26 protein-coding genes, 1 pseudogene and 1 riboswitch are annotated in these 20285 nt (G+C 61.7%); of the genes and pseudogenes, 20 read left to right on the top strand and 7 right to left on the bottom strand.

The annotated features are described in order from the left end of the window. Positions 1-354: pseudogene (locus QZ564_RS09150) on the top strand (DNA topoisomerase IV subunit A); the annotation flags it as partial. 293 nt (positions 355-647) lie between these two features. Further along, positions 648-956, top strand: a complete 309-nt coding sequence (locus QZ564_RS09155) for a Dabb family protein (protein ID WP_297108205.1) — start codon at positions 648-650, stop codon at positions 954-956. A gap of 3 nt (positions 957-959) precedes the next feature. On the opposite strand, the gene QZ564_RS09160 is transcribed toward QZ564_RS09155, so the two are convergent. Beyond that, positions 960-1691 carry an arginyltransferase gene (locus QZ564_RS09160; RefSeq protein WP_297108206.1) on the bottom strand — a complete coding sequence of 244 codons (732 nt, stop codon included), beginning with the start codon at positions 1689-1691 and terminating at the stop codon, positions 960-962. Positions 1692-1751: 60 nt separating this feature from the next. Next, positions 1752-2270: an RDD family protein gene (locus QZ564_RS09165; RefSeq protein ID WP_297108208.1), complete on the bottom strand. Its 519-nt coding sequence runs from the start codon at positions 2268-2270 to the stop codon at positions 1752-1754. Positions 2271-2386: 116 nt separating this feature from the next. Here QZ564_RS09165 and QZ564_RS09170 point away from each other — a divergent pair, with 116 nt between their 5' ends. Continuing rightward, positions 2387-3184, top strand: a complete 798-nt coding sequence (locus QZ564_RS09170; RefSeq protein ID WP_297108210.1) for a class I SAM-dependent methyltransferase — start codon at positions 2387-2389, stop codon at positions 3182-3184. Here the strand turns inward: QZ564_RS09170 and hemB are convergent. Further along, entirely contained in the window at positions 3181-4194 is a 1014-nt protein-coding gene (gene hemB, locus QZ564_RS09175; RefSeq protein ID WP_297108212.1) for a porphobilinogen synthase, read from the bottom strand. The genes QZ564_RS09170 and hemB overlap by 4 nt on opposite strands. Before the next feature lie 94 nt (positions 4195-4288). On the opposite strand from hemB, the gene QZ564_RS09180 reads away from it, so the two are divergent. The 9 genes from QZ564_RS09180 (at position 4289) to QZ564_RS09220 (ending at position 11610) form a co-directional block, all read left to right on the top strand. Beyond that, positions 4289-4675 (top strand): hypothetical protein, encoded by a 387-nt coding sequence (locus QZ564_RS09180; RefSeq protein WP_297108214.1) that lies wholly within the window; start codon positions 4289-4291, stop codon positions 4673-4675. Positions 4676-4881: 206 nt separating this feature from the next. Continuing rightward, positions 4882-5391 carry a MarR family transcriptional regulator gene (locus QZ564_RS09185; protein WP_297108216.1) on the top strand — a complete coding sequence of 170 codons (510 nt, stop codon included), beginning with the start codon at positions 4882-4884 and terminating at the stop codon, positions 5389-5391. Between the two features lie 269 nt (positions 5392-5660). Further along, complete coding sequence (locus QZ564_RS09190; protein ID WP_297108218.1) at positions 5661-6911, top strand: L,D-transpeptidase family protein; 1251 nt, start codon at positions 5661-5663, stop codon at positions 6909-6911. 102 nt (positions 6912-7013) lie between these two features. Beyond that, positions 7014-7226: a serine hydroxymethyltransferase gene (locus QZ564_RS09195; RefSeq protein ID WP_297108219.1), complete on the top strand. Its 213-nt coding sequence runs from the start codon at positions 7014-7016 to the stop codon at positions 7224-7226. Positions 7227-7273: 47 nt separating this feature from the next. Beyond that, a riboswitch (ZMP/ZTP riboswitch) is annotated at positions 7274-7356 on the top strand. Positions 7357-7487: 131 nt separating this feature from the next. Continuing rightward, entirely contained in the window at positions 7488-8786 is a 1299-nt protein-coding gene (glyA, locus tag QZ564_RS09200; protein WP_297108221.1) for a serine hydroxymethyltransferase, read from the top strand. Positions 8787-8803: 17 nt separating this feature from the next. After that, positions 8804-9283: a transcriptional regulator NrdR gene (gene nrdR, locus QZ564_RS09205; RefSeq protein WP_297108223.1), complete on the top strand. Its 480-nt coding sequence runs from the start codon at positions 8804-8806 to the stop codon at positions 9281-9283. Positions 9284-9396: 113 nt separating this feature from the next. Continuing rightward, positions 9397-9870, top strand: a complete 474-nt coding sequence (gene ribH, locus QZ564_RS09210) for a 6,7-dimethyl-8-ribityllumazine synthase (protein WP_297108225.1) — start codon at positions 9397-9399, stop codon at positions 9868-9870. Next, positions 9871-10356, top strand: a complete 486-nt coding sequence (nusB, locus tag QZ564_RS09215) for a transcription antitermination factor NusB (RefSeq protein ID WP_297108228.1) — start codon at positions 9871-9873, stop codon at positions 10354-10356. It abuts the gene before it with no gap. A gap of 63 nt (positions 10357-10419) precedes the next feature. Beyond that, the gene (locus QZ564_RS09220) at positions 10420-11610 is read left to right on the top strand and encodes an MFS transporter (protein WP_297108230.1); all 1191 of its coding nucleotides are present in this window, start codon (positions 10420-10422) and stop codon (positions 11608-11610) included. 57 nt (positions 11611-11667) lie between these two features. On the opposite strand, the gene bamE is transcribed toward QZ564_RS09220, so the two are convergent. Continuing rightward, positions 11668-12105 (bottom strand): outer membrane protein assembly factor BamE, encoded by a 438-nt coding sequence (gene bamE, locus QZ564_RS09225; RefSeq protein WP_297108233.1) that lies wholly within the window; start codon positions 12103-12105, stop codon positions 11668-11670. 136 nt (positions 12106-12241) lie between these two features. Between bamE and QZ564_RS09230 the strand changes: the two genes are divergently transcribed. From QZ564_RS09230 to QZ564_RS09265, 8 genes are all read left to right on the top strand, one after another. Then, positions 12242-12799, top strand: coding sequence for a ubiquinol-cytochrome C chaperone family protein (locus tag QZ564_RS09230; RefSeq protein ID WP_297108237.1), 558 nt, complete (start codon positions 12242-12244; stop codon positions 12797-12799). Then, the gene (locus QZ564_RS09235) at positions 12796-13347 is read left to right on the top strand and encodes a YceD family protein (protein WP_297108240.1); all 552 of its coding nucleotides are present in this window, start codon (positions 12796-12798) and stop codon (positions 13345-13347) included. Before QZ564_RS09230 ends, QZ564_RS09235 begins: the two co-directional genes overlap by 4 nt. A gap of 83 nt (positions 13348-13430) precedes the next feature. Further along, positions 13431-14501, top strand: coding sequence for a phosphate acyltransferase PlsX (gene plsX / locus QZ564_RS09240; RefSeq protein ID WP_297108243.1), 1071 nt, complete (start codon positions 13431-13433; stop codon positions 14499-14501). Further along, a complete protein-coding gene (locus QZ564_RS09245) occupies positions 14498-15478 on the top strand; it encodes a beta-ketoacyl-ACP synthase III (protein ID WP_297108246.1) in 981 nt (326 codons plus the stop codon). The genes plsX and QZ564_RS09245 overlap by 4 nt, the downstream gene beginning before the upstream one ends. 259 nt (positions 15479-15737) lie before the next feature. Further along, positions 15738-16049: an integration host factor subunit alpha gene (locus tag QZ564_RS09250; protein WP_297108249.1), complete on the top strand. Its 312-nt coding sequence runs from the start codon at positions 15738-15740 to the stop codon at positions 16047-16049. A gap of 106 nt (positions 16050-16155) precedes the next feature. Further along, the gene (locus tag QZ564_RS09255; RefSeq protein WP_297108252.1) at positions 16156-16611 is read left to right on the top strand and encodes a MerR family transcriptional regulator; all 456 of its coding nucleotides are present in this window, start codon (positions 16156-16158) and stop codon (positions 16609-16611) included. A gap of 94 nt (positions 16612-16705) precedes the next feature. Next, positions 16706-17743: an inositol 2-dehydrogenase gene (iolG, locus tag QZ564_RS09260; RefSeq protein ID WP_297108260.1), complete on the top strand. Its 1038-nt coding sequence runs from the start codon at positions 16706-16708 to the stop codon at positions 17741-17743. Between the two features lie 66 nt (positions 17744-17809). Beyond that, complete coding sequence (locus QZ564_RS09265; RefSeq protein WP_297108263.1) at positions 17810-18181, top strand: VOC family protein; 372 nt, start codon at positions 17810-17812, stop codon at positions 18179-18181. 6 nt (positions 18182-18187) lie between these two features. On the opposite strand, the gene iolB is transcribed toward QZ564_RS09265, so the two are convergent. Genes iolB through iolE form a run of 3 tightly spaced genes read right to left on the bottom strand, consistent with a single transcriptional unit; the run spans position 18188 to position 20156 of the window. Next, on the bottom strand, positions 18188-18988 hold the full coding sequence (gene iolB / locus QZ564_RS09270; RefSeq protein WP_297108266.1) for a 5-deoxy-glucuronate isomerase: 801 nt from the start codon (positions 18986-18988) through the stop codon (positions 18188-18190). Then, positions 18933-19181, bottom strand: coding sequence for a DUF3329 domain-containing protein (locus tag QZ564_RS09275; protein ID WP_297108269.1), 249 nt, complete (start codon positions 19179-19181; stop codon positions 18933-18935). The genes iolB and QZ564_RS09275 overlap by 56 nt, the downstream gene beginning before the upstream one ends. A 57-nt stretch (positions 19182-19238) precedes the next feature. After that, entirely contained in the window at positions 19239-20156 is a 918-nt protein-coding gene (gene iolE, locus QZ564_RS09280; protein ID WP_297108272.1) for a myo-inosose-2 dehydratase, read from the bottom strand. Positions 20157-20285: the final 129 nt, after the last annotated feature.

Raw genomic sequence — 20285 nt, forward strand, 5'->3', positions numbered from 1 at the left:
CGCAAGGGCAAGCAGATCCTCAATGTCTCATTGCCCGACGAAGCCCGCCTGATCGTCCCCTGCGATGGCGACCGGGTTGCTGTCATCGGGCAAAACCGCAAGCTGCTTGTCTTCCCGCTGAGCCAACTGGCCGCCATGGCCCGTGGCAAGGGTGTGCGTCTGCAGCGCTACAAGGATGGTGGCATTTCCGACATCAAGACTTTCTATGCCGCTGATGGTCTCACCTGGACAGACAGTTCCGGCCGTACCTATTCCAAGCCCACCGAGGAACTGGTCGACTGGCTCGGCGACCGCGCCAGCGCCGGCCGCCAGCCCCCGACAGGGTTCCCGCGGAACAATAGGTTTAGAGGGTGACGAGCGCTTCCCGGAGGCAACCAATCTCTCCAGTGGAGAGATTGGAGCGAGGAACGCCAGGAGAGCTTCAAACCGTCCCGCAGGGCAAAACGCGCCAGTGGCGCGGTTTGAGAAGAGAAGGCCATGAGAGCTATGCGCGAATGGTTGATCGCAGGGCCGGACGACACCTCAACAAGCACGGTCTCTTACCTCTCCCCCTGGGGGAGAGGTCGGCGCGGAGCGCCGGGTGAGGGGCCTTCGACGGATGCACGACATGAAGTGCTGCGCCTAACCGACTCTGGAGACTCAACGAATTGATCCGCCACATCGTTCTCCTCCGCTTCCGCCCGGAAGTCACCGCCGCAGAAAAGGCCTCCCTTTACGCCGAACTTGAATCGCTGCGTGAACTTGTCCCTGGCTTCCTGGACATGAGCCATGGTGCCAATGCCTCCCCGGAAGGTCTGCATCAGGGATACACAGAGGGGTTCACCATGGATTTTGCGGATGCGGCGGCGCGCGATGCCTATCTTGTGCACCCTGCCCACAAGGCTGCTGGCGGCCGCCTAGTCGCGGCCCTTGATGGTGGGCGCGATGGCCTGATCGTTTTCGATATCGTGGTGTGAGCGCTACTCTTCCAGCCGGGTCCAGCCCAGCGAGCCCCGCTGCACTTCAAGCGGCCGGTAGTCGCCCTTATAGGCCATCTTGGGCGAGTCCTTCACCCAATAGCCCAGATAGACATAGCTGAGGGCCGCCGAGCGCACCTGTTCGATATGGTCGAGAATGAGGAAGGTGCCAAGGCTGCGATCAGCCATGTCCGGATCATAGAACGAATAGACCATGGAAAGGCCGTCCGGCATCACATCGGTCAACGCTACCGCCACCAGCGGCTGGTCGGGCAGGTCTCGCAGGCGGTATTCGACCAGCACGGACTGCACCGGCGTATCCTCGACCATGAACTCATAGTCCTGGTAGCTCATCTGCGTCATGCCGCCACCGGCATGGCGCGCATCCAGATAGCGCTTGAACAGCTCGTATTGCTCGATCGTTGCCACGGTCGGTTGTACCGCAACCCCGATGTCGGCATTGTGCCGCCGCACCCGGCGGAACCGCTTGTTGGGTGCAAATTCGCGCGCCACGATGCGCACCGATTGGCACGAATTGCAGCCCTCGCAGGCAGGCCGGTAGATCAGGTTCTGGCTGCGGCGGAAGCCGTTATCGCTGAGCAACTGGTGCAGCATCGAAGCCCGGCGCCCGCTCAAATGCGTGAAGAGCTTCCGCTCCATCTTCCCCGGCAGGTAGGGACATGGCATGGCCGCTGTCAGGAAGAGCTGGGTTGTTTCCGGCGTCTGATCGGTCATCGAAGACCCATTGATGCGTATCGAATCAGTGTAGCGCTCCGCCGCACCCCCCGCAACGCCTCAAACGCCCTGTTGATCGGCCATCCGCATGCGCTGCCAATGCCGTGCCATGGGTGAGCGGCGCACCATGAGCGTGCCCATGATCAGGTCGTGGATCATCTGCCGGCGCGGGGTGAACAGTGCGAACAGCAGGGTCACCGGCCAGCAGATCCAGATGGTGATCCAGAAGACCAGAGCATGCAGGATCGCCATCCACCCATCCAGCGGCTGGCCGCGGGTCGGGGTAAGGACGATATCCATCATCTGCATGCCCACCGTGGCCCGGCGGGCCGACCCCAGCGTGGCCGCATAATAGATGATGATCGCCGCCGGAACCGCGAAAATCAGCGACACCCAGGCCAGCCCGAAGGTGAAGAACCCCAGGATCGCCCCGATCAGCGAAATGACCAGCACCAGGACAGACATGATCATCACGTCGATAAGATACGCCATGGCCCGTCGCGTCAGCAGCCCGTCGAACAGCTCGGGCGCGGTCGCAGGATCGGGCAATTGGGGGCGGCTGGCAAAGTTCTGTGTCATGCTGCAAACATTGTCACCGCCAGCGCGCGTTGCAAGGGGGCTGGGCACACAAATGTGATCGGCCCGAGAGCAGGGAAATGGGCGCAGCAGACGTGCCAATCCGAGGGAGAAGCATTGTGTCGACCATCACCCAGGGCATGGACCAGCAATACTCCGACAGTTCCAGGCTGGCGGCACGCGCCAGGCTGCATGGCTTTGGTCGCGCCGAGGTGCCGTGGTTCACCTGGGTAGCGCAACAGATACCAATGCAACAGCAGGGCGGTTCGGTTCTCGATGTCGGTTGCGGCCCCGCCTGGTTCTGGCCCGAAGCCGCCCCGGTTCTGACAAGCGGTATCGAATTGACGCTGTTCGACCAGTCACCTGGCATGGTGACGGAGGCGCTCGCACGCTGCAGCCTCCTGCCTTTCACTAGCCTCAAGGGTCAGACCGGCGACGCCGCGCATCTGCCCTTCGCCGACGGCAGCTTCGACGTCGTGATCGCCATGCATATGATGTATCACGTGGCCGATCAGGAAGGGGCCATGGCCGAGTTCCACCGTGTACTCACGCCAGGCGGAGCCCTGGTGGTGACCACCAATGGCAGAGAGAATATGCGCGAGCTCTACCGGCTGACGACCGTGTTCGGCAGTGCCCCGCACGATCCGTCCGCCGAATCCTTCGATCTGGATCGGGCGCAGGCCCTGATGCGCGCAGCGTTCGGCAATGTAACCTTGGCGATACATCCCGACATCATGGACGTCACCGACCCAGAAACGGTCTTCCTGGCCCTGACCTCATATCCACCCGGCGACAGGGCGCCGCCTGAGCAGCAACAGACCTTCCGCACCGCCATAGAGAACGCGCTCGCCGCTGGAGGCGGCCGCATCAATGTGACCAAGCAGGTTGGTTTGCTGGCCAGCCGGAAGCTTGCCTAACCACCCAGCTTCCGAGCCATCTCCAGCGCGAAATAGGTGAGCACGCCATTGGCTCCGGCGCGTTTGAAGGCCCAGAGGCTTTCGAGCACAGCGGCATCGCGGTTGATCGCGCCGGCCGCGCCCGCCATCTCGATCATCGCGTATTCCCCGCTCACCTGGTAGGCGTAGAGCGGCACATTGAAGGCGTCCCGCGCCCGCCGGATCACGTCGAGATAGGGCAGGCCGGGCTTGATCATGATGCTATCGGCCCCCTCGGCTATGTCCTGCTCGATTTCGCGCAGGGCCTCGTCCGCATTGGCATAGTCCATCTGATAGGTGCGCTTGTCGCCCTTGAGCCGGCTGCCCGAACCAACTGCCTCACGGAACGGCCCATAAAAGCACGACGCATATTTGGCGGCATAGGACATGATTTGCACATGCTCGAAGCCCTCGGCATCCAGCGCCGTGCGGATGGCAGCGACCCGCCCGTCCATCATGTCGGAGGGGGCGATGATGTCCGCGCCGGCCCGCGCCTGCACCAGCGCCGATTTGACCATGACCTCGACAGTTTCGTCATTGAGGATTTCGCCGTTCCGCACCAGCCCGTCCTGGCCGTCGCTGGAATATTCGTCCAGCGCCACATCGGCAATCAGCCCGATCCCGGGCACGGCGTCCTTGATGGCCTTCAGCGCCCGGCACATCAGATTGTCCGGATTGTAGGCCTCCACGGCACTTTCACTGCGCAAATGGTCCGGGGTGTTGGGAAAGATCGCCAGGGCAGGGATGCCGGCATCACGAGCCGACCGGGCCGCCTCGACCATCAGGTCGATCGACAGCCGCTCGACCCCCGGCATGGTCTTGATCTGGGTCTTTTCGTTCTGCCCCTCGATAACGAAGAGGGGCCAGATCAGGTCGCGCGGCAGCAGCTCGGATTCGCGCACCATGGACCGGCTCCACTCAGCCTGGCGATGGCGGCGCAACCGCCGTCCGCCGAGAAAGCTCATATCGTGCCGGGGCCAGTTCTGCGTCATGGGGCAACTCCTTGTGCGGCTCTAGTTACCAGCCGCTGCCACGCCGTCCAAGCCACTGCTTGTCGCAGGCCCGGATGCGGAGTATCAAGCCGCAATGCTGTTTCAGGCCCCCAATCTGTCGCTCTACATCCGGATCGTCGCCATTCTGGCGCTGGTCCTGGGACTGAACGACGCTGCCCGCTTGCTAGGGGTCAATACGGGGTCGCTCAGTCCGATCACTGCGATGGGCTCTACGGCCTTTGTGTATCTGGCCGTGTTCTGCCTCGCCAAGCTCTTCGCCGCTGTCGGTCTCTGGATCAGGGCCAGCTGGGGTGCCGTCCTGCTGGTCGGCGTCACGGCTCTGGAACTGGCGCTCTATCTGGCCGGCAATGCCGATATTCGCATGAGCATGTTCGGCTTTGTGGTCCGCCTGATCCTGTTGGCGGCTATTGTCCTGATCTTTGCGCTCAGCCTGCGCTTCGCCCGCGCCCACGCCGATTGAGGGGCGCCAACGCCTGCCATGGCGGCGTTAACGCCTCGGAATGGTTACAAGTTTCTCACCCTGGGTAAGGCGCCATTAAGCCAAATTCTCATTGCTTTCCAGTAAGATAGTTTTAAGCGTGTGGCTTAGGGCGATCTTAGTTGGGTGGCCCTAGTTTGGCCCCATGAGATGCGAAAAATCGCACGTGATGAGACAGTGAGGCACAAATGGCAATCAAGTCGAACGCGGCCGAGGCGCTTACCCCGGAACGGAACGAGGGTCTCAAGCCCCTTTATCTGGAAGCCGTCTCCCGGGTGGAGCGTCTCCACCGCCGTCTTCTCGATCTGATCAAGGACGAATTCGATCGCATGGGCTGGGATGACATCAACCCCGTCCAGGCCCTTCTGATGTTCAACATTGGCGATGCTGAACTGACCGCCGGCGAGCTGCGCTCGCGCGGTTACTACCTCGGCTCCAATGTGTCCTACAATCTCAAGAAGCTGGTCGAGACCGGCTACATCTTCCAGGAGCGCTCGCGCACCGACCGTCGCTCGGTCCGCATCAAGCTCACGCCCAAGGGTGAAGAAGTGGCCGAAGTGATTGACGAGCTTTATGACCGCCACCTCAAATCCATCGACAAGGTCGGTGGCCTGGGTGACGAGGAATTCGATGGCCTGAACAAGGCTCTGGCCCGCCTCGAGCGTTTCTGGGTCGACCAGATCCTCTACAAGCTCTGATCTGGCGGTCCGCAAGGGCACCAATGAGCGGCAGCTGGCGGCATGTGTTGCCTCCATGCCACAACTGCTGGGAAGACGCCGGTCGAAAGGCCGGCGTTTCTTATTTGTGCCGCAAATCGCGGGCAGCGGAAATTACCTGGTTGGAAACCATTTGCTGGCATGGCTAAAAGCCGTCCGAAAAGGGTTCACAAGGCGTTGAGGCGATTGTGAACGATGCGGGCGCGGTGCTATCGCCGCAGCAAATGGCGGGCTCATTCTAAGGTGGTTGTATGCGGCTGACGCGACGTAACTTCATCAGGTCTCTGGCAGTAGCGGGGGCATCGGCTACCGTGCCGGCTTGGGCGCAGGATTCGCTTTACGACATGATGTCGCGCAGCCGCGTCATCAACGAGGCCGATCCGAACAGCAACACCGCCGCGGCGGCTGCCACGATCGCCACCAATGAACCCATCCTATCTTATGACACGCTGCACAACCTGCAGCTTGCCATCTCGCAATACGAGCCTTTCGTTGCCGCCGGCGGCTGGGAAGAGGTGCCGCAGCGCGCTTTCAAGCTCAATCTTGGCAAGTCCGACCCCGCTGTCGTCCAGCTCAAGCGCCGCCTGATTTCGTCGGGCGACATGCCGCTTGTCGAATTCGCCAGCGATATCTTCGATGCCGATACTGACCGCGCCGTGCGCGTGTTCCAGGCCCGCCACGGCCTGATCGTCAATGGCTGGATCGATGAGGCCACCTGGTACGCCCTCAATGTGCCGGCCGCCACCCGCCTGCAGCAGCTCTATCTCAACTACACCCGCGTCCAGAACATGGCGCCGCAGCTGACCGACCGCTACGTGGTCGTCAACATCCCCGCCGCTACCATCGAGGCGGTCGGTGGTGGCATGGTCGAGCAGCGTCACACCGCGGTTGTTGGCCGTGTCGAGCGGGCTACCCCGATCCTGGCCAGCAAGATTCACCAGGTCAATTTTAATCCCTATTGGCATGTGCCCAAGTCTCTGGTCCGGCAGGACCTCACCAAATATATGCTGGAAGACCCGGAATATTTGGCGAAGCAGCACATCTTCATCTATGATGGCAATGGCAATACCATTGATCCGTCGACGATCAACTGGTCCAACATCAGTGATCGTGAGGTGAACTACATGTATCGCCAGGAGCCCGGCGCCGAGAATTCGATGGGCCACTGCAAGATCAACTTTTACAATCCGCACGACGTCTATCTGCACGATACGCCGACCAAGGCGCTGTTCGGCGAGAATGCCCGCTTCCATTCCTCCGGCTGCGTGCGCGTGGACGGCGTCAATCAGCTCGTTGCCTGGCTATTGCGCGACAATGGCGATTGGGACCAGTCCCGGGTCGACCAGACCTTCGCTTCGCTCGAGCGGCTCGATGTCAGCCTCAAGACGCAGATGCCGATCCACACCACCTACATCACCGCCTGGGCGAACCGTCAGGGGACCGTCAGCTTCCGCGACGACGTCTACAAGTTCGATGAAGAGGGCAAGGTCAGCTTCACCTGATCGACGCCACAGCAATTTCGACAAACGGGCTTTCTGCGCGAGCAGGGGGCCCGTTTTTCATTTGATCCGACTCCGCTATGCTGGCTGGCGGAGGCAGTGGCGATGAGCGACCGCGACGTTCTGTTCGAGTTTGTCCAGATGGGGCAGCAAATGCGTGTCGCCGCAATCGACGCGGCGACCGGCACCGAGGTTGTCGTGATCACGCCGCTCAATGCCACCAGGTTGCAGATGCAGCGCGTTGCCCTGGCCAAGCTCAGGCGCAAGCTGGAGCAGGGGCCGGATCGGCCTGCGCCGCCGCCCGGCAAATTTGCCTGATCGCCAAGCTTTCCTCTTCCACTCTGGCCCGCCATGCGGCATAACAGGGCTGTTCGCGCGACTGGCGAGAAGAGATGGGTAACCATCGGGGAACGCGAACCTGAGTGAGCCGCTCGCCTGGGCACCCAACTGCAACCAGGGGAGCCCCATGCTTTCAACAGACGCTTCCACACATCTCCGTTGGCCTTGGAATCGCGATTTACCCCGTGATAAAGGCCTTTCCACGCCGACCCATTCGACCGTCAACGAGGTAACCGCCCCATGAGCGCCGCCACGTCTTTGCCCTTGTTCCCGAATTTCTTCTCCGCTTCAGTCGCCCAGACTGATCCGGAACTGGCCAAAGCCATTCAGGACGAATTGGGCCGCCAGCAGCATGAAATCGAGCTGATCGCCTCGGAAAACATTGTTTCTCAGGCGGTGCTGGAAGCGCAGGGTTCTGTGCTGACCAACAAATATGCCGAAGGCTATCCGGGCAAGCGCTACTATGGCGGCTGCCAATATGTCGATGTCGCCGAGACCCTGGCCATTGAGCGCGCCAAGCAGCTCTTCGGGGTCGAATTCGCCAATGTGCAGCCAAACTCCGGCTCACAGGCGAACCAGGGCGTCTATCAGGCGTTGATTCAGCCCGGCGATACCATTCTCGGCATGTCGTTGGATGCCGGCGGACACCTGACTCACGGTGCCAAGCCGAACCAGTCGGGCAAGTGGTTCAATGCCATTCAATACGGCCTGCGCCAGCAGGACGGATATGTCGATATGGATCAGGTGCGTTCGCTCGCCCGCGAGCATCAGCCCAAGATGATCGTGGCCGGGTTCTCCGCCTATTCGCGCGTGATGGACTGGGCCGAGTTCCGCGCCATTGCCGACGAGGTCGGAGCAATCCTGTTTGTGGATATGGCCCATGTGGCGGGGCTTGTGGCTGGTGGGGTCTATCCCAGCCCATTCCCGCACGCTCATGTCGCGACCACCACCACGCACAAGACCTTGCGCGGACCGCGCGGCGGCCTGATCCTCACCAATGATGAGGCCATCGCCAAGAAGATCAATTCGGCCATCTTCCCGGGTATTCAGGGCGGGCCGCTCATGCATGTCATCGCTGCCAAGGCGGTTGCCTTCAAGGAAGCGCTCTCGCCTGAATTCAAGTCCTATGCCAAGCAGGTTGTTGCCAACGCCAAGGTGCTTGCCGACACGCTGGTGAAGGGCGGCGTCGATATTGTTTCGGGTGGCACCGACAACCATCTGATGCTGGTCGATCTGCGGCCCAAGGGCCTGACAGGCAAGGCCACCGAGACCGCCCTCGGCCGGGCGCACATCACCTGCAACAAGAACGCCGTGCCGTTTGATCCGGAAAAGCCTGCCATCACCTCCGGCGTGCGCTTGGGGACACCCGCGGGCACCTCGCGCGGTTTCGGCGAGGCGGAATTCCAGCTCATCGGCGAACTGATCATCGAGGTACTCGATGGTCTCAAGACCAATGGCGATGACAATAATGGCGCTGTTGAAGCGGAAGTGCGAGCCAAGGTGAAGTCCCTCACCGATCGCTTCCCGATCTACGGCTAACATCCAAAAGGTCCGCCATGCGCTGCCCTTATTGTGGCAATGACGATACCCAGGTGAAGGATAGCCGCCCGACTGAGGATTCGGGCGCTATCCGCCGCCGCCGCGTCTGCAATGGCTGCGGCGGTCGGTTCACGACGTTCGAGCGTGTGCAGCTGCGCGATCTGACGGTGGTCAAGAAGACCGGCCGCAAGGTGCCGTTCGACCGCGAAAAACTGGCTCGTTCGGTCAACACCGCGCTGCGCAAGCGTTCGGTGGAACCTGAAAAGGTCGAACGGATGATCTCCGGCATCGTCCGCCAGCTCGAGAGCCTGGGCGATGTCGAGGTGACTTCCGATCAGATCGGCGAATATGTCATGGAGGGCCTCAAGGGTCTTGATGACGTCGCCTTCGTTCGATTTGCCAGCGTTTACAAGAACTTCTCGGCGGCGGATGATTTCCGGTCTTTCCTTGCTGATCTGGCGCGGGACGACAAGATACTGCCCGAGGACGAGGACTAACTGGCCTGGCTGCCGGGGCAGAACGATTCGTTCATCCCCGGTCGAGGTAACGCTGCCGGACGCGCCTGCTTTGCGCTATCATGGATCGGCTCCAGCAACAGGGGAGGTCGATCATGGATTCCTATGGTGTGCGGTTTCCGCTTCCGCCGGAGGCGGGCAAGGGTCTCCATTTCCTCATCGTCGAAGGGCGCGCTTATCCCGACATCGCCGATGAAATGAAGCGCGGTGCGGTCGCCGCCCTTGAAAAAGCGGGCGCCTCATTCGAGGTCATCGCTGTGCCCAGCGCCATGGAAGTGCCCGTGGCTATGGCAATGGCGATTGAAACCGGGCGTTTCGACGGCTATGTGGCGCTGGGCTGCGTCATCAGGGGGCAGACCAACCACTATGTTTCCGTAGCCAATGAGAGTATCAGGGCGCTGGCGGAATTGGCCGTTGTCGATGCATTGCCTCTTGGCATCGGCATCCTGACGGTAGAAAACGAGGCACAGGCCTGGATCAGGGCCCATGTGAATGACCAGGACAGGGGCGGGGACGCGGCGCGCGCCGCAATCGCCCTTTCCGACGTGAAAGCGAAACTGAACAACTAGATGACTGACCACTCCAGACGCGACCCAGGTGCCACGCGCCCAGCCAACCAGCGCGGCGCCGCACGCCTTGCAGCTGTACAGGCCCTCTATCAGATGGATATCGGCCGGGCGACCCTGGAAGACACGCTGGCCCAGTTCGGCGCTTTCCATCTGGGCCGGGAGGTCGAAGGCGAGCAGTATTTGCCCGCCGATGCCGATTTCTTCCGTCAGATCGTGACCGGCGTAACCAAGCACCAGCTCGAAATCGACCCCTCGGTCGATAAGGCCCTCAACGAAGGCTGGCCGATCGAACGGGTCGATGCCACGCTCCGCGCCATCCTGCGTGCTGCCGCATTCGAATTGCTGCGCCGCAAGGACATTCCGCCGCGTGTGGTCATCACCGAATATGTCGATGTGGCCCGGGCCTTCTACGAGGACGACGCCTCGGGCCTGGTCAATGCCGCGCTTGATTCCATCGCCCGTTCGAGCGGTGCAGATTTGAACTGACAGATGGAGCGGTAACGCGTCCGCTGGGCGCGCGCACTCGCCATCAATCCAGAGGGCGATCCCATGTCATCAGACCGCAGCCAATCGATCAGAAATATCGGCCTCCTGTCGGCCGTTCAGGCTCTTGGCGGGTCCAATTCCTCCATTGTGATGTCGGTGGCGGCGTTGGCCGCGGTCAATCTGGCGCCCGATCCCTCGGCGGCCACCCTGCCGGTCACCGCCATGATCGTGGGGCTGGCCCTGACCACCTCCTCGGCCACCATGATCATCTACCGCCTCGGCCGCACCCGCGGGCTGATGCTGGGGGCGTCGATCGGCATTCCGGCCTCGATCCTGGCGACCATCGCCATCATCCTGGGCAATTTCTATCTGTTCGCCGCCGGACTGTTCTTCGTGGGCATGTCAGGCGCCTTCATGCAGCAGGTGCGTTTCGCGGCCGCCGACAGCGTCGAGCCGGACCTCAAGAGCCAGGCGATATCTTGGGTCATGTTCGGCGGCGTGGCAGCGGGCTTCTTCGGGCCCCAGCTCAGCGCCTTGACCCGCACCTGGATCGAGGGGGCCGAATACGCCGCCAGTTTCCTGGTCATCGCCATTCTCTCGCTCACCTCGGTCCTCGTGCTCTCGGCAACCCGCCTGGCCCCCACGGTGGCGCCAGGAACCATCACCGACAAGGGGCGCCCGCTCTCCGAATTGCTGCGCCAGCCGGAAATCGTCCTACCCATGCTCGGTGCCGCGCTCAGCTACGCGCTCATGACGCTGATCATGGTCGCCGCGCCCCTGGCCATGGTGCATCTGTGCGGCCACTCGCCCACCGAGGCTGCCGGGGCCATCCAGTGGCATGTGGTGGCCATGTTCGCGCCCAGCTTCGTCACGGGCGCCATCATCAAGCGCATTGGCGCCAGTCTCGTCACCGCCATTGGCCTGTTGCTGATCATTGCTTGCGCGGTCATTGCGCTCAACGGCATCACCGTCACCCATTTTACCGCGGCTCTTGTTCTGCTCGGCCTGGGCTGGAATTTCGGCTTCATCGGCTCGACGGCCATGCTGGCCACCAGCTACCGGCCGCAGGAGGCAGGGCGGGTGCAGGCCGTCAACGAGCAGATCGTGTTCGGCTCCAGCGCGATCGCATCGCTGAGCTCGGGGGTCCTGCTGCAACTGGTGGGGTGGGAAGCCATCAACATCCTGGCCATTCCCGTGGCCACGCTGACCATATTGCTGCTCGGCTTCGGGGCCATGCGTCAGGCCCGCGCCTGAGCAGCAAAAAGCCCCGGAAAGAACTCCGGGGCTCACATTCTCGGCGTCGCTCGGGTGTTAGAACGAGGACAGGATAGTGTCGATGAACGTGGCGTCTTCACCGAAGGACGGCGTCCGCCGCGTCTCGATATTGATGGCCTTGCCGTCCTGAAGCGCATAGACAGCGCGCTCGATCACCTTCTTGTTCCTGTCGAAATAGATTGCCAGCACGGTCCGTTCCTCGACCATGGTCAGGCCGAACGAGGTCTGGTTGACCTTGGTTTCCACATAGTACCAGGCGGTGCGATCGCCAAAGGTATTCGTCGACTGCGGCGAGCCCAGCACCAGCGTAACCAGTTGCTGGCTCTGGCCGGGGCGGATCTGCTGCAAGGCCGAGTCCGGAATGTCGTATCCCTGGGTCCGCTTTGAGACCAGCGATGTGCTGCTGGTGCAGCCGGCGAGCGCAACGGCAAGAACGGCCGCGGCAACGGAGGCTTTCGCAATTCGCAGAGGCATGAATTTGACTTTCCCGATGGCTGTCGACTATAGGCGTGACACTTGGGCGCGTGCCCTTTGGCCGCCGGAATGTGTAGCTGTCAACTTGGCCGTCTGGCAAGCTGGCAATGATCCGGCATCCCGATCTGCCAAGTGTTTGACCGATACCGACGCCGAGCGCAATCCCATGATCCTGTCCTTGTTTCGCAAGAAGGCCGCCTCAGAGCCGGTATATGCCGTCTATAATTCCATTGTGGCGCAATCCCGGCGGCCCGTCTTCTACGCCCAATGGGGTGTTCCAGACACTGTCACCGGGCGCTTCGACATGATCAGCCTGCACATGGCCCTGCTGTTCCGCCGCCTGCGCCATGGCCCGGAAGCGGCCAGGGAATTCAGCCAGTCCGTATTCGACCTGTTCTTCAAGGATATGGACCGTTCGCTCAGGGAAATGGGCGTGTCCGACCTCGGGGTCCCCAAGAAGATTCAGAAAATGGGCAACATCTTCTTCGGTCTCCTGGCGGCAATGAATGAAGCCATGGACCGCAATGACATCGACGCTCTGGCCGGTGTGCTGGCGCGCAATATCTTCGATGGCGACGATTCGCCCGAACTGCGCGCGCTCGCCGGCTACATCATGGAGCGGGACGCCGAATTGGCAAGCCAGCCGGTCGAGGCCATAACTGGCGGTGTGGTGCGCTTCGAGGCGGCAGCATGAGCCGGCAGAGCGAGCCGATATTTGACGCGGTCGTTCGCATCGACAAACTGCCCGCAGCCGGTCGGTCCATTGCTGTCGATGCCGACGCCGAGACCCGCAAGGCCATTGCCGAGGCCATGAACATTCTCTCGGTCGAGCGTTTCGTCGCCAACCTCACGGTGTCGCCATTGCGTGGCGGCCTGCGCGCGCTCGGACATCTGGACGCCAGTGTGACCCAGGCCTCTGTGGTCAGTTTCGAGCCGGTTGCCGAAACCATTTCCGAGGCTATCGACCGCGTGTTTCTGCCTGCGCCGCGGGATGCGCAGGCGCCGGCGCCGGGTGCGGAAGTCTTCGTGGACCTTGAAGACGATGATTTCCCCGACCACATCGATGGACCGGAAGTGGATTTGAGTACTCTGCTGCTCGAAACGCTTGCGCTGGCGCTTGATCCCTATCCGCGTCTGCCGGGAGAAACCCTGGATTCACTGGGCGTTGAGGTCGGTGACAAGGAGCAAGGACCATTCGCCAAATTGGCGCGATTGAAGCGCGATGGCGAAGACCAGAGCTAGGGCCAGGCCCCCAAGGGCTTGCGCCGACCCGTTGATGGGATATGTTTGCTTGCCCGCCAATGCGGGCCGAAAAACGGGCTAAAATGACCGATTCTATAACGATTTCCGTGGATGCCATGGGCGGCGATCACGCTCCGCGAGCAGTCATCCATGGTGCCCATCTGGCCCTTAAGGAGCGCAAGAATACGCGCTTCATCTTTCATGGCCTCAAGGACCAGATCGAGCCCTTGCTCGAAGAATTCCCGGCCCTGAAGCCGGTCTCGACGGTGCGCCATTGCGAAACCGTCATCGCCATGGATGAAAAGCCCAGCCAGGCCCTGCGCAAGGGCAAGGGCACTTCGTCCATGTGGATGGCCATCCAGGCGGTCAGGGACAAGGAGGCCGATGTCGCCATCTCGGGCGGCAATACCGGCGCCCTCATGGCCATGGCGACCTTCTGCCTCAGGCCCATGGAAGGTATTTCACGTCCCGGCATCGCCGCCATCTGGCCGACGCTGCGCTCCGACATTATCGTGCTCGATATGGGCGCGACCATCGGCGCGGATGCCCGCCAATTGGTCGATTATGCCATCCTCGGCTCAGCGCTGGCCCGGGCTTTGTTCGATTCTGACTCGCCGACCGTGGGTCTGCTCAATGTCGGCACCGAAGAGGTCAAGGGTCTCGAGTCGATCAAGGAAGCCGGCAAGATTCTCACCGAGGCCAGCGGCGCCGGTTTCACCTATCACGGCTTTGTGGAAGGGGACGACATCGGCAAGGGTACGGTCGACGTCGTCGTCACCGAAGGCTTTGTGGGCAATATCGCGCTCAAGACCGCCGAAGGCACGGCCCGGCAGGTGGCCACCTATCTGCGCCAGGCGCTCAAGGCAACCTGGATGAGCCGGATCGGGGCTCTGCTGGCCTCGTCCGCCCTCAACGCCCTGCGCCGCAAGATGGACCCCCGCACCGTCAATGGTGGCGTGTTCATGGGCCTCAACGGTATCGTCATCAAGTCCCACGGCGGTACTGACGAAATTGGCTACAAGAGTGCCCTGGGCCTGGCCTATGAAATGGCTCGAAGCCGCCTCATGGACAAGGTTGGCGATACTATGCAGCGTTTTCCCATCAACAAGGCAGACCCCGGTTTGCCTTCCGAGACCGAGGCCAATTCGGCGTGACCAGCACTATTCGTTCCGTCATTCGTGGGGTCGGCAGCTACTTGCCGGCCAGGGTCGTCACCAATGACGAGTTGGCTAAGACTGTCGACACGTCCGACGAGTGGATCCAGCAGCGCGTCGGCATCAAGGAACGACACATCGCCGCTGAAGGTGAATATACCTCCGATCTGGCCGCCGCCGCGGCGCGGGCCGCCATGGATAATGCCGGCATCGCGATCGAAGCCATTGACCTGATCATTGTGGCCACCACCACACCGGACTACACCTTCCCCAGTGCCGCCACGCTTGTGCAGATGAAGCTGGGCATGAACCACGGCTTTGCCTTCGATATCCAGGCCGTCTGCTCGGGCTTCGTCTACGCCGTCGCGACTGCTGATAGCTACATCAAGAACGGCATGGCGCGCCGGGTGCTGGTCATCGGCGCTGAGACCTTCTCCCGCCTGCTGGACTGGAACGACCGCACCACCTGCGTGCTGTTCGGTGATGGTGCTGGAGCCGTTGTTATGGAACGGGTCGACGCAGCCCCCGGCGATCCGGAACGCGGTGTGCTGACCTCGGCCCTGCGCTCGGATGGCCGCCACTGGGACAAGCTTTATGTCGATGGTGGCCCCTCGACCACGGGCACCACCGGCCATGTGCATATGCAGGGACCAGAGGTGTTCCGCCACGCCGTCGGCAAAATCACCGATGTGGTCTATGCCACGCTCGAACAGGCCGGTTATACCGTCGACGACCTCGATTGGTTCGTGCCGCACCAGGCCAATAAGCGCATCATTGACGGGGCAGGGGCCAAGCTTGGATTGCCGCCCGAGAAGGTGGTGACCACGGTTGATATCCACGCCAACACCTCTGCTGCATCCGTGCCGCTGGCGCTCAGCGTCGCCGTTGCCGACGGGCGCATCAAGCAGGGTGATTTGGTCATGCTTGAAGCTATGGGCGGTGGGTTCACCTGGGGCGCTTCGCTCATCCGCTGGTAGAATGATCCGGCCAACCGTCCCCGAACCGAAAATGTGACCGGGTGGGACGGCGCGAAGCGCATTGACCTCAAGCGTTTCAAGGCGTTAGTGTTCTTCTCGGGTGGAGGAACCCGGCGCTGAAGCCTGAACGACAAGATCACCAGGCAGCGTCGATTTGGGACGGATTTCTCATGCGCGACAAGGCTGCATGCCCGTGTCGCATTGTCTGGACATTTGGCCGGGCCGGGAACGCCAAACCCAAGGCACTATGGGGGCGCAAATGACGCAGAAGACGGTTACGCGGGCGGATCTGGCTGAAGCGGTCTACGGGTCGGTCGGGCTGTCCCGAACGGAATCGGCGGAGCTGGTCGAGCGAGTGCTGGAATTGATTTCCGACGCGCTGGTGACCGGCGCCAATGTCAAGCTTTCGTCCTTCGGCTCCTTTCAGGTCCGCTCCAAGAATGAGCGCATTGGCCGGAATCCCAAGACGGGCGAGGAAGTGCCGATCCTGCCGCGTCAGGTTCTTGTGTTCAAACCCTCCAACGTGTTGAAGTCCAAAATCAACAAGTCTATGGTTGGCGCTGGAAAGTAAGGCTTTTGCGCGCCTGGATTCGTCGGCCAAATTGCCGTGAAACCCCGGGGTCAGCAGGAGCTTAAACGGCAATATTTGTGTTGCCCGGGCCAGGGAGAGTCGCGGTTTGGACAAGTCGCCAGACGCGTTCCGTACCATCTCTGAAGCTGCTGATGAGCTAGACCTCCCGCAGCATGTTCTGCGATTCTGGGAAACCCGCTTCTCTACCATTAAGCCTCTGAAACGCGGGGGCGGACGGCGCTACTACCGCCCCGAAGATGTCATGCTGCTGCGTGGCATTCGCCACTTGCTCTATGATCAGGGTTTCACCATCAAGGGTGTCCAGAAAATCCTCAAGGATCAGGGGCCGCGCTATGTCATCGCCGTTGGCGAGGGCAAGGGGCTCGACGAAATCCTGCCCATGATCGAGCAGGCCGAAGCGGCCGGCGACGAGGCCGAACTCGAGGAAGCCGAGATGTTGGCCAGCCCGGCGCTGGACCAGGAATCGCGGGACAAGCTCTCCGAGGTTCTCCGCGAATTGCTCGAGTGCAAACGCCTGCTGGAACGGGCACGCGAACACTGAACAGCGATAGAATTCCTGTTTCATTTGCGCGGGAAAACGATTATTCGTTCCAAATGGTTGGCGCGGCTGGCCGCATACCTTTGGAGTTTCCTCGATGACTGTTCGTTTTGGTCTGCTGGGTGCGGGCCGTATTGGCAAGGTCCACGCCAAGGCCGTGACAGGCAATCCTCAGGCCCACCTGGTCGCTGTGGCCGATGCCATGGCTGAAGCCGCCAGTGCCTTGGCCGGCCAATATGGTGCCGAAGTCCGCAGCATCGAGGCGATCGAGGCCGCTGGAGACATCGACGCCGTCATCATCTGCACCCCCACAGACACCCATGCCGATCTCATCGAACGCTTCGCCCGGGCAGGCAAGGCGATCTTCTGCGAGAAGCCGATCGACCTCGACGTCGAGCGGGTGAAGGCCTGCCTCCGGGTAGTGGACGAAACCGGGGCCACCCTCATGGTCGGCTTCAACCGTCGCTTCGACCCGCATTTCCGCGCGGTCAAGCAGGCGATCGCTGATGGGCAAATTGGCGATGTGGAAATGGTCACCATTGTCTCGCGCGATCCCGGCGCGCCACCGGCCGATTACGTCAAGCGTTCTGGCGGCATCTTCCGCGACATGACCATCCATGATTTCGACATGGCCCGCTTCCTGCTCGGCGAGGAAATCGAGACCGTGTCGGCCCAGGCCTCCGTGCTGGTCGACAAGGCCATTGGCGCGGCCGGCGACTATGACAGCGCCTCGGTCATGCTCGCGACCGCCTCGGGCAAACACGCCACTATCTCCAACTCGCGTCGCGCCACCTATGGCTATGATCAGCGCATCGAGGTGCATGGCTCCAAGGGCGCCGTGGCGGCTGAGAACCAGCGCCCGGTGTCCATCGAGATTGCCAACGCCAGCGGTTACACGCGGCCGCCCCTGCATGATTTCTTCATGACCCGCTACACCGAAGCTTATGCCTTTGAAATCAGCAGTTTCATTGATTGTGTGGAATCAAAATCTCCGGCTTCTCCCAGCGGTGCCGATGGGCTGATTGCCCTGGCCCTGGCCGAAGCTGCGCTGCGCTCGGTTCACGAGGGCAGGGCGGTCAAGGTCAGTGAGATCACCGGTCCTCTGGCTGACAGGTCTATCTTCCAAGGGCGCTGAGGCATCGGCGCTTGCGATGGGATGGCATGACCCATAGTCTTCTCTGGTCAGATCAGGGAGGACTAAATGGAACTCGGCGCCTTTTCCGTCAGCCTCGCCGTCAAGGACATCGCTGCCTCTCGCGCCTTCTACGAAAAACTGGGCTTCGCCGCGATCATGGGCGAAGAGGCGCAGAACTGGCTGATCATGAAGAATGGTGATCACGTCATCGGCCTGTTCCAGGGCATGTTCGACAAGAACATCCTGACCTTCAATCCGGGATGGAACGCCAATTCCGAGACACTGCCGACATTCACCGACATCCGGCAAATTCAACAGGCCCTCAAGACCGGGGGCATCGAAGTCGGCGCCGACATCGACCCGGAATCAACCGGGCCGGCGAATTTCTCAATCACCGACCCGGACGGGAACGTCATCCTCTTCGACCAGCACGTGTGATCCCGCCTATGTGAGCATCCACTCATGCTCAGGCGCGTTGTGGAATTTCCACACGCGCTTGGGCCCCGCCATGACGTTGAGATAATAGAGGTCATAGCCTGCAGTCGTCGCCACCGGGTGATAGCCCCGCGGCACCAGCGTCACATCGCCATCCTCCAAGGCCATGGCTTCATCCAGGCTCCGGTCATCCGTATAGACGCGCTGGAAGGCAAAGCCCTGCGGCGGGTTCATGCGATGGTAATAGGTTTCCTCGAGCTGGCTTTCATGGGGCAGATTGTCCTGGTCATGCTTGTGCGGCGGATAGGACGAGGTATTGCCCTGCGGCGTGATCACCTCGACCACCAGCAGCGCATTGGCTGCCCCGTCATCCTCGGGCATGATGTTGTAGACATGCCGGACATTGGCGCCCGTGCCGCGGGTAATCCGGGGATGCGTGCCCGGTGCAATCACCCGGGCGCTGTGGTCGCCGCCGCCAGGCGCGGAACAGATCGCCAGTTCAAGCGAGGTAGTCGCATCAACCGCCCAATGCCGCCCCGCGGGCACATAGAGCGCCCAAGGCGCGCCCTCGAAGGGGCTCATGCGCTCACCCAACTCGCCGAAATCCTCGCCGTCGACGGCAAATCGCCCCTTGCCGCTGACCAGCACCAGGCAGACTTCCCGCCCGCCGGTCTCTTCACCATAGGCCTCGCCAGGCTGCAATTTATGCAGCCCGAAGCCGACATGGGTCCAGCCTGCCGTTTCCGGCGTCACATCATGGATCTTGCCGGTCTTTGTCGTCGGCCGAACCAGCAGGGGGGAGTGCGTCATCGGGCTGCTCCTTTGGGAATGCATAGAAGAAATTCCAGGCCACATAAGCCAATGCCGCGCCCACCAGCAGGGCCCAGAAACTGTCCCGGGTGAAGAACAGTTCCCATCCAAGCCACAACAGCAGGAACACGGCCACCGCCACCCGCCGCCAAAGCGGGCGGAACCATTTGAGATCATTTTCCTTCAGCGCCATGCCCGCCTCCTGCTTGATTCTTCTCGGCAAGGCATTAGCACAACCGGTTCAAAAGACTCACCCTTTCGGGAAACCTTCTGTTTCCACCGTGTAGCCGGCCGCGCTCATCACCCGCATCAGTTCCTTGTGGCCGATCTGCGCCATTTTGAGCGGCGGGTTCTTGACCGGGTCCTGCTCCGCCTCGACCACAAACCAGCCTTCATAGCCATGATCGGCAAGGCGCTGCACGATGGCGCCAAAATCGAGCGACCCGTCGCCCGGAACAGTGAAGGCGCCGAGCGCCACAGCATCGAGAAAGCTCTGCTTGCTGCGGTCCAGCCCGTCCACCACGGACCGGCGGATGTCCTTCACATGCACGTGGTTGATGCGCGCGTGATGCCTGTCGATGGCGCGCAGCACATCCCCGCCCGCAAAGGCAAGATGGCCCGCATCCAGCAGCAGCGGAATGCCTTCGCCCGAGGCCGCCATGAAGGCGTCCAGCTCCGGCTCCGTCTCGACCACGGCGGCCATATGGTGGTGGTAAGAGAGCGGCATGCCCTGGTCCGCACACCATTCGCCGAATGCGGTCACCTTCCGCGCATAGGCCTTCATTTCATCGTCGGTGAGCCTTGGCTTCTGCGCCAGGGGAATCTCCCGCTTGCCCTGGATGGACCGGCCGACCTCGCCATAGACGATGCAGGGCGCGCCAACCGCCTTGAACAGCGCAATCATGGGCTCAATGCGGTCCTTATTGACCGCAATATCCTCATCGACCAGCGTGCCAGAGAACCAGCCCCCACACAGCGTCACATCGGCCGCCTTGAGGATCGGCAGCATCACGTCAGGATCGTCTGGGAAACGCCGTCCTTTCTCCATCCCGGTAAATCCGGCCGAGCGGGACTGCCTCAGGCACTCCTCGAGCGAGACGTCGTCGCTCAGTTCGATGAGATCGTCATTCCACCACGCGATGGGTGACATACCAAGCTTGGCTTTCATCAAATTCTCCACTGTCCTCATTCCTCTCCCCCTGCGGGGAAAGGTGGCTCGGCGAAGCCGAGTCGGTGAGGGGGCCTCATAACGGGTTCGAATGCCGACCAGACATCCCCCTCATCCGGCGCTGCGCGC

This window comes from uncultured Devosia sp. (assembly GCF_913055165.1).
Taxonomy (GTDB): Bacteria; Pseudomonadota; Alphaproteobacteria; order Rhizobiales; family Devosiaceae; genus Devosia.

Bases quoted from the DNA above. Each gene is read 5' to 3' on its own strand.
- iolE (WP_297108272.1), bottom strand. From the start codon at position 20,156: ATGAAAGCCAAGCTTGGTATGTCACCCATCGCGTGGTGGAATGACGAT.
- QZ564_RS09180 (WP_297108214.1), top strand. From the start codon at position 4,289: ATGCTGTTTCAGGCCCCCAATCTGTCGCTCTACATCCGGATCGTCGCC.
- QZ564_RS09160 (WP_297108206.1), bottom strand. From the start codon at position 1,691: ATGACCGATCAGACGCCGGAAACAACCCAGCTCTTCCTGACAGCGGCC.
- bamE (WP_297108233.1), bottom strand. From the start codon at position 12,105: ATGCCTCTGCGAATTGCGAAAGCCTCCGTTGCCGCGGCCGTTCTTGCC.
- glyA (WP_297108221.1), top strand. From the start codon at position 7,488: ATGAGCGCCGCCACGTCTTTGCCCTTGTTCCCGAATTTCTTCTCCGCT.
- nusB (WP_297108228.1), top strand. From the start codon at position 9,871: ATGACTGACCACTCCAGACGCGACCCAGGTGCCACGCGCCCAGCCAAC.
- QZ564_RS09165 (WP_297108208.1), bottom strand. From the start codon at position 2,270: ATGACACAGAACTTTGCCAGCCGCCCCCAATTGCCCGATCCTGCGACC.
- QZ564_RS09275 (WP_297108269.1), bottom strand. From the start codon at position 19,181: ATGGCGCTGAAGGAAAATGATCTCAAATGGTTCCGCCCGCTTTGGCGG.
- QZ564_RS09235 (WP_297108240.1), top strand. From the start codon at position 12,796: ATGAGCCGGCAGAGCGAGCCGATATTTGACGCGGTCGTTCGCATCGAC.
- iolB (WP_297108266.1), bottom strand. From the start codon at position 18,988: ATGACGCACTCCCCCCTGCTGGTTCGGCCGACGACAAAGACCGGCAAG.
- ribH (WP_297108225.1), top strand. From the start codon at position 9,397: ATGGATTCCTATGGTGTGCGGTTTCCGCTTCCGCCGGAGGCGGGCAAG.
- iolG (WP_297108260.1), top strand. From the start codon at position 16,706: ATGACTGTTCGTTTTGGTCTGCTGGGTGCGGGCCGTATTGGCAAGGTC.
- plsX (WP_297108243.1), top strand. From the start codon at position 13,431: ATGACCGATTCTATAACGATTTCCGTGGATGCCATGGGCGGCGATCAC.
- nrdR (WP_297108223.1), top strand. From the start codon at position 8,804: ATGCGCTGCCCTTATTGTGGCAATGACGATACCCAGGTGAAGGATAGC.
- QZ564_RS09265 (WP_297108263.1), top strand. From the start codon at position 17,810: ATGGAACTCGGCGCCTTTTCCGTCAGCCTCGCCGTCAAGGACATCGCT.
- QZ564_RS09250 (WP_297108249.1), top strand. From the start codon at position 15,738: ATGACGCAGAAGACGGTTACGCGGGCGGATCTGGCTGAAGCGGTCTAC.
- QZ564_RS09220 (WP_297108230.1), top strand. From the start codon at position 10,420: ATGTCATCAGACCGCAGCCAATCGATCAGAAATATCGGCCTCCTGTCG.
- QZ564_RS09195 (WP_297108219.1), top strand. From the start codon at position 7,014: ATGAGCGACCGCGACGTTCTGTTCGAGTTTGTCCAGATGGGGCAGCAA.
- QZ564_RS09185 (WP_297108216.1), top strand. From the start codon at position 4,882: ATGGCAATCAAGTCGAACGCGGCCGAGGCGCTTACCCCGGAACGGAAC.
- QZ564_RS09190 (WP_297108218.1), top strand. From the start codon at position 5,661: ATGCGGCTGACGCGACGTAACTTCATCAGGTCTCTGGCAGTAGCGGGG.
- hemB (WP_297108212.1), bottom strand. From the start codon at position 4,194: ATGACGCAGAACTGGCCCCGGCACGATATGAGCTTTCTCGGCGGACGG.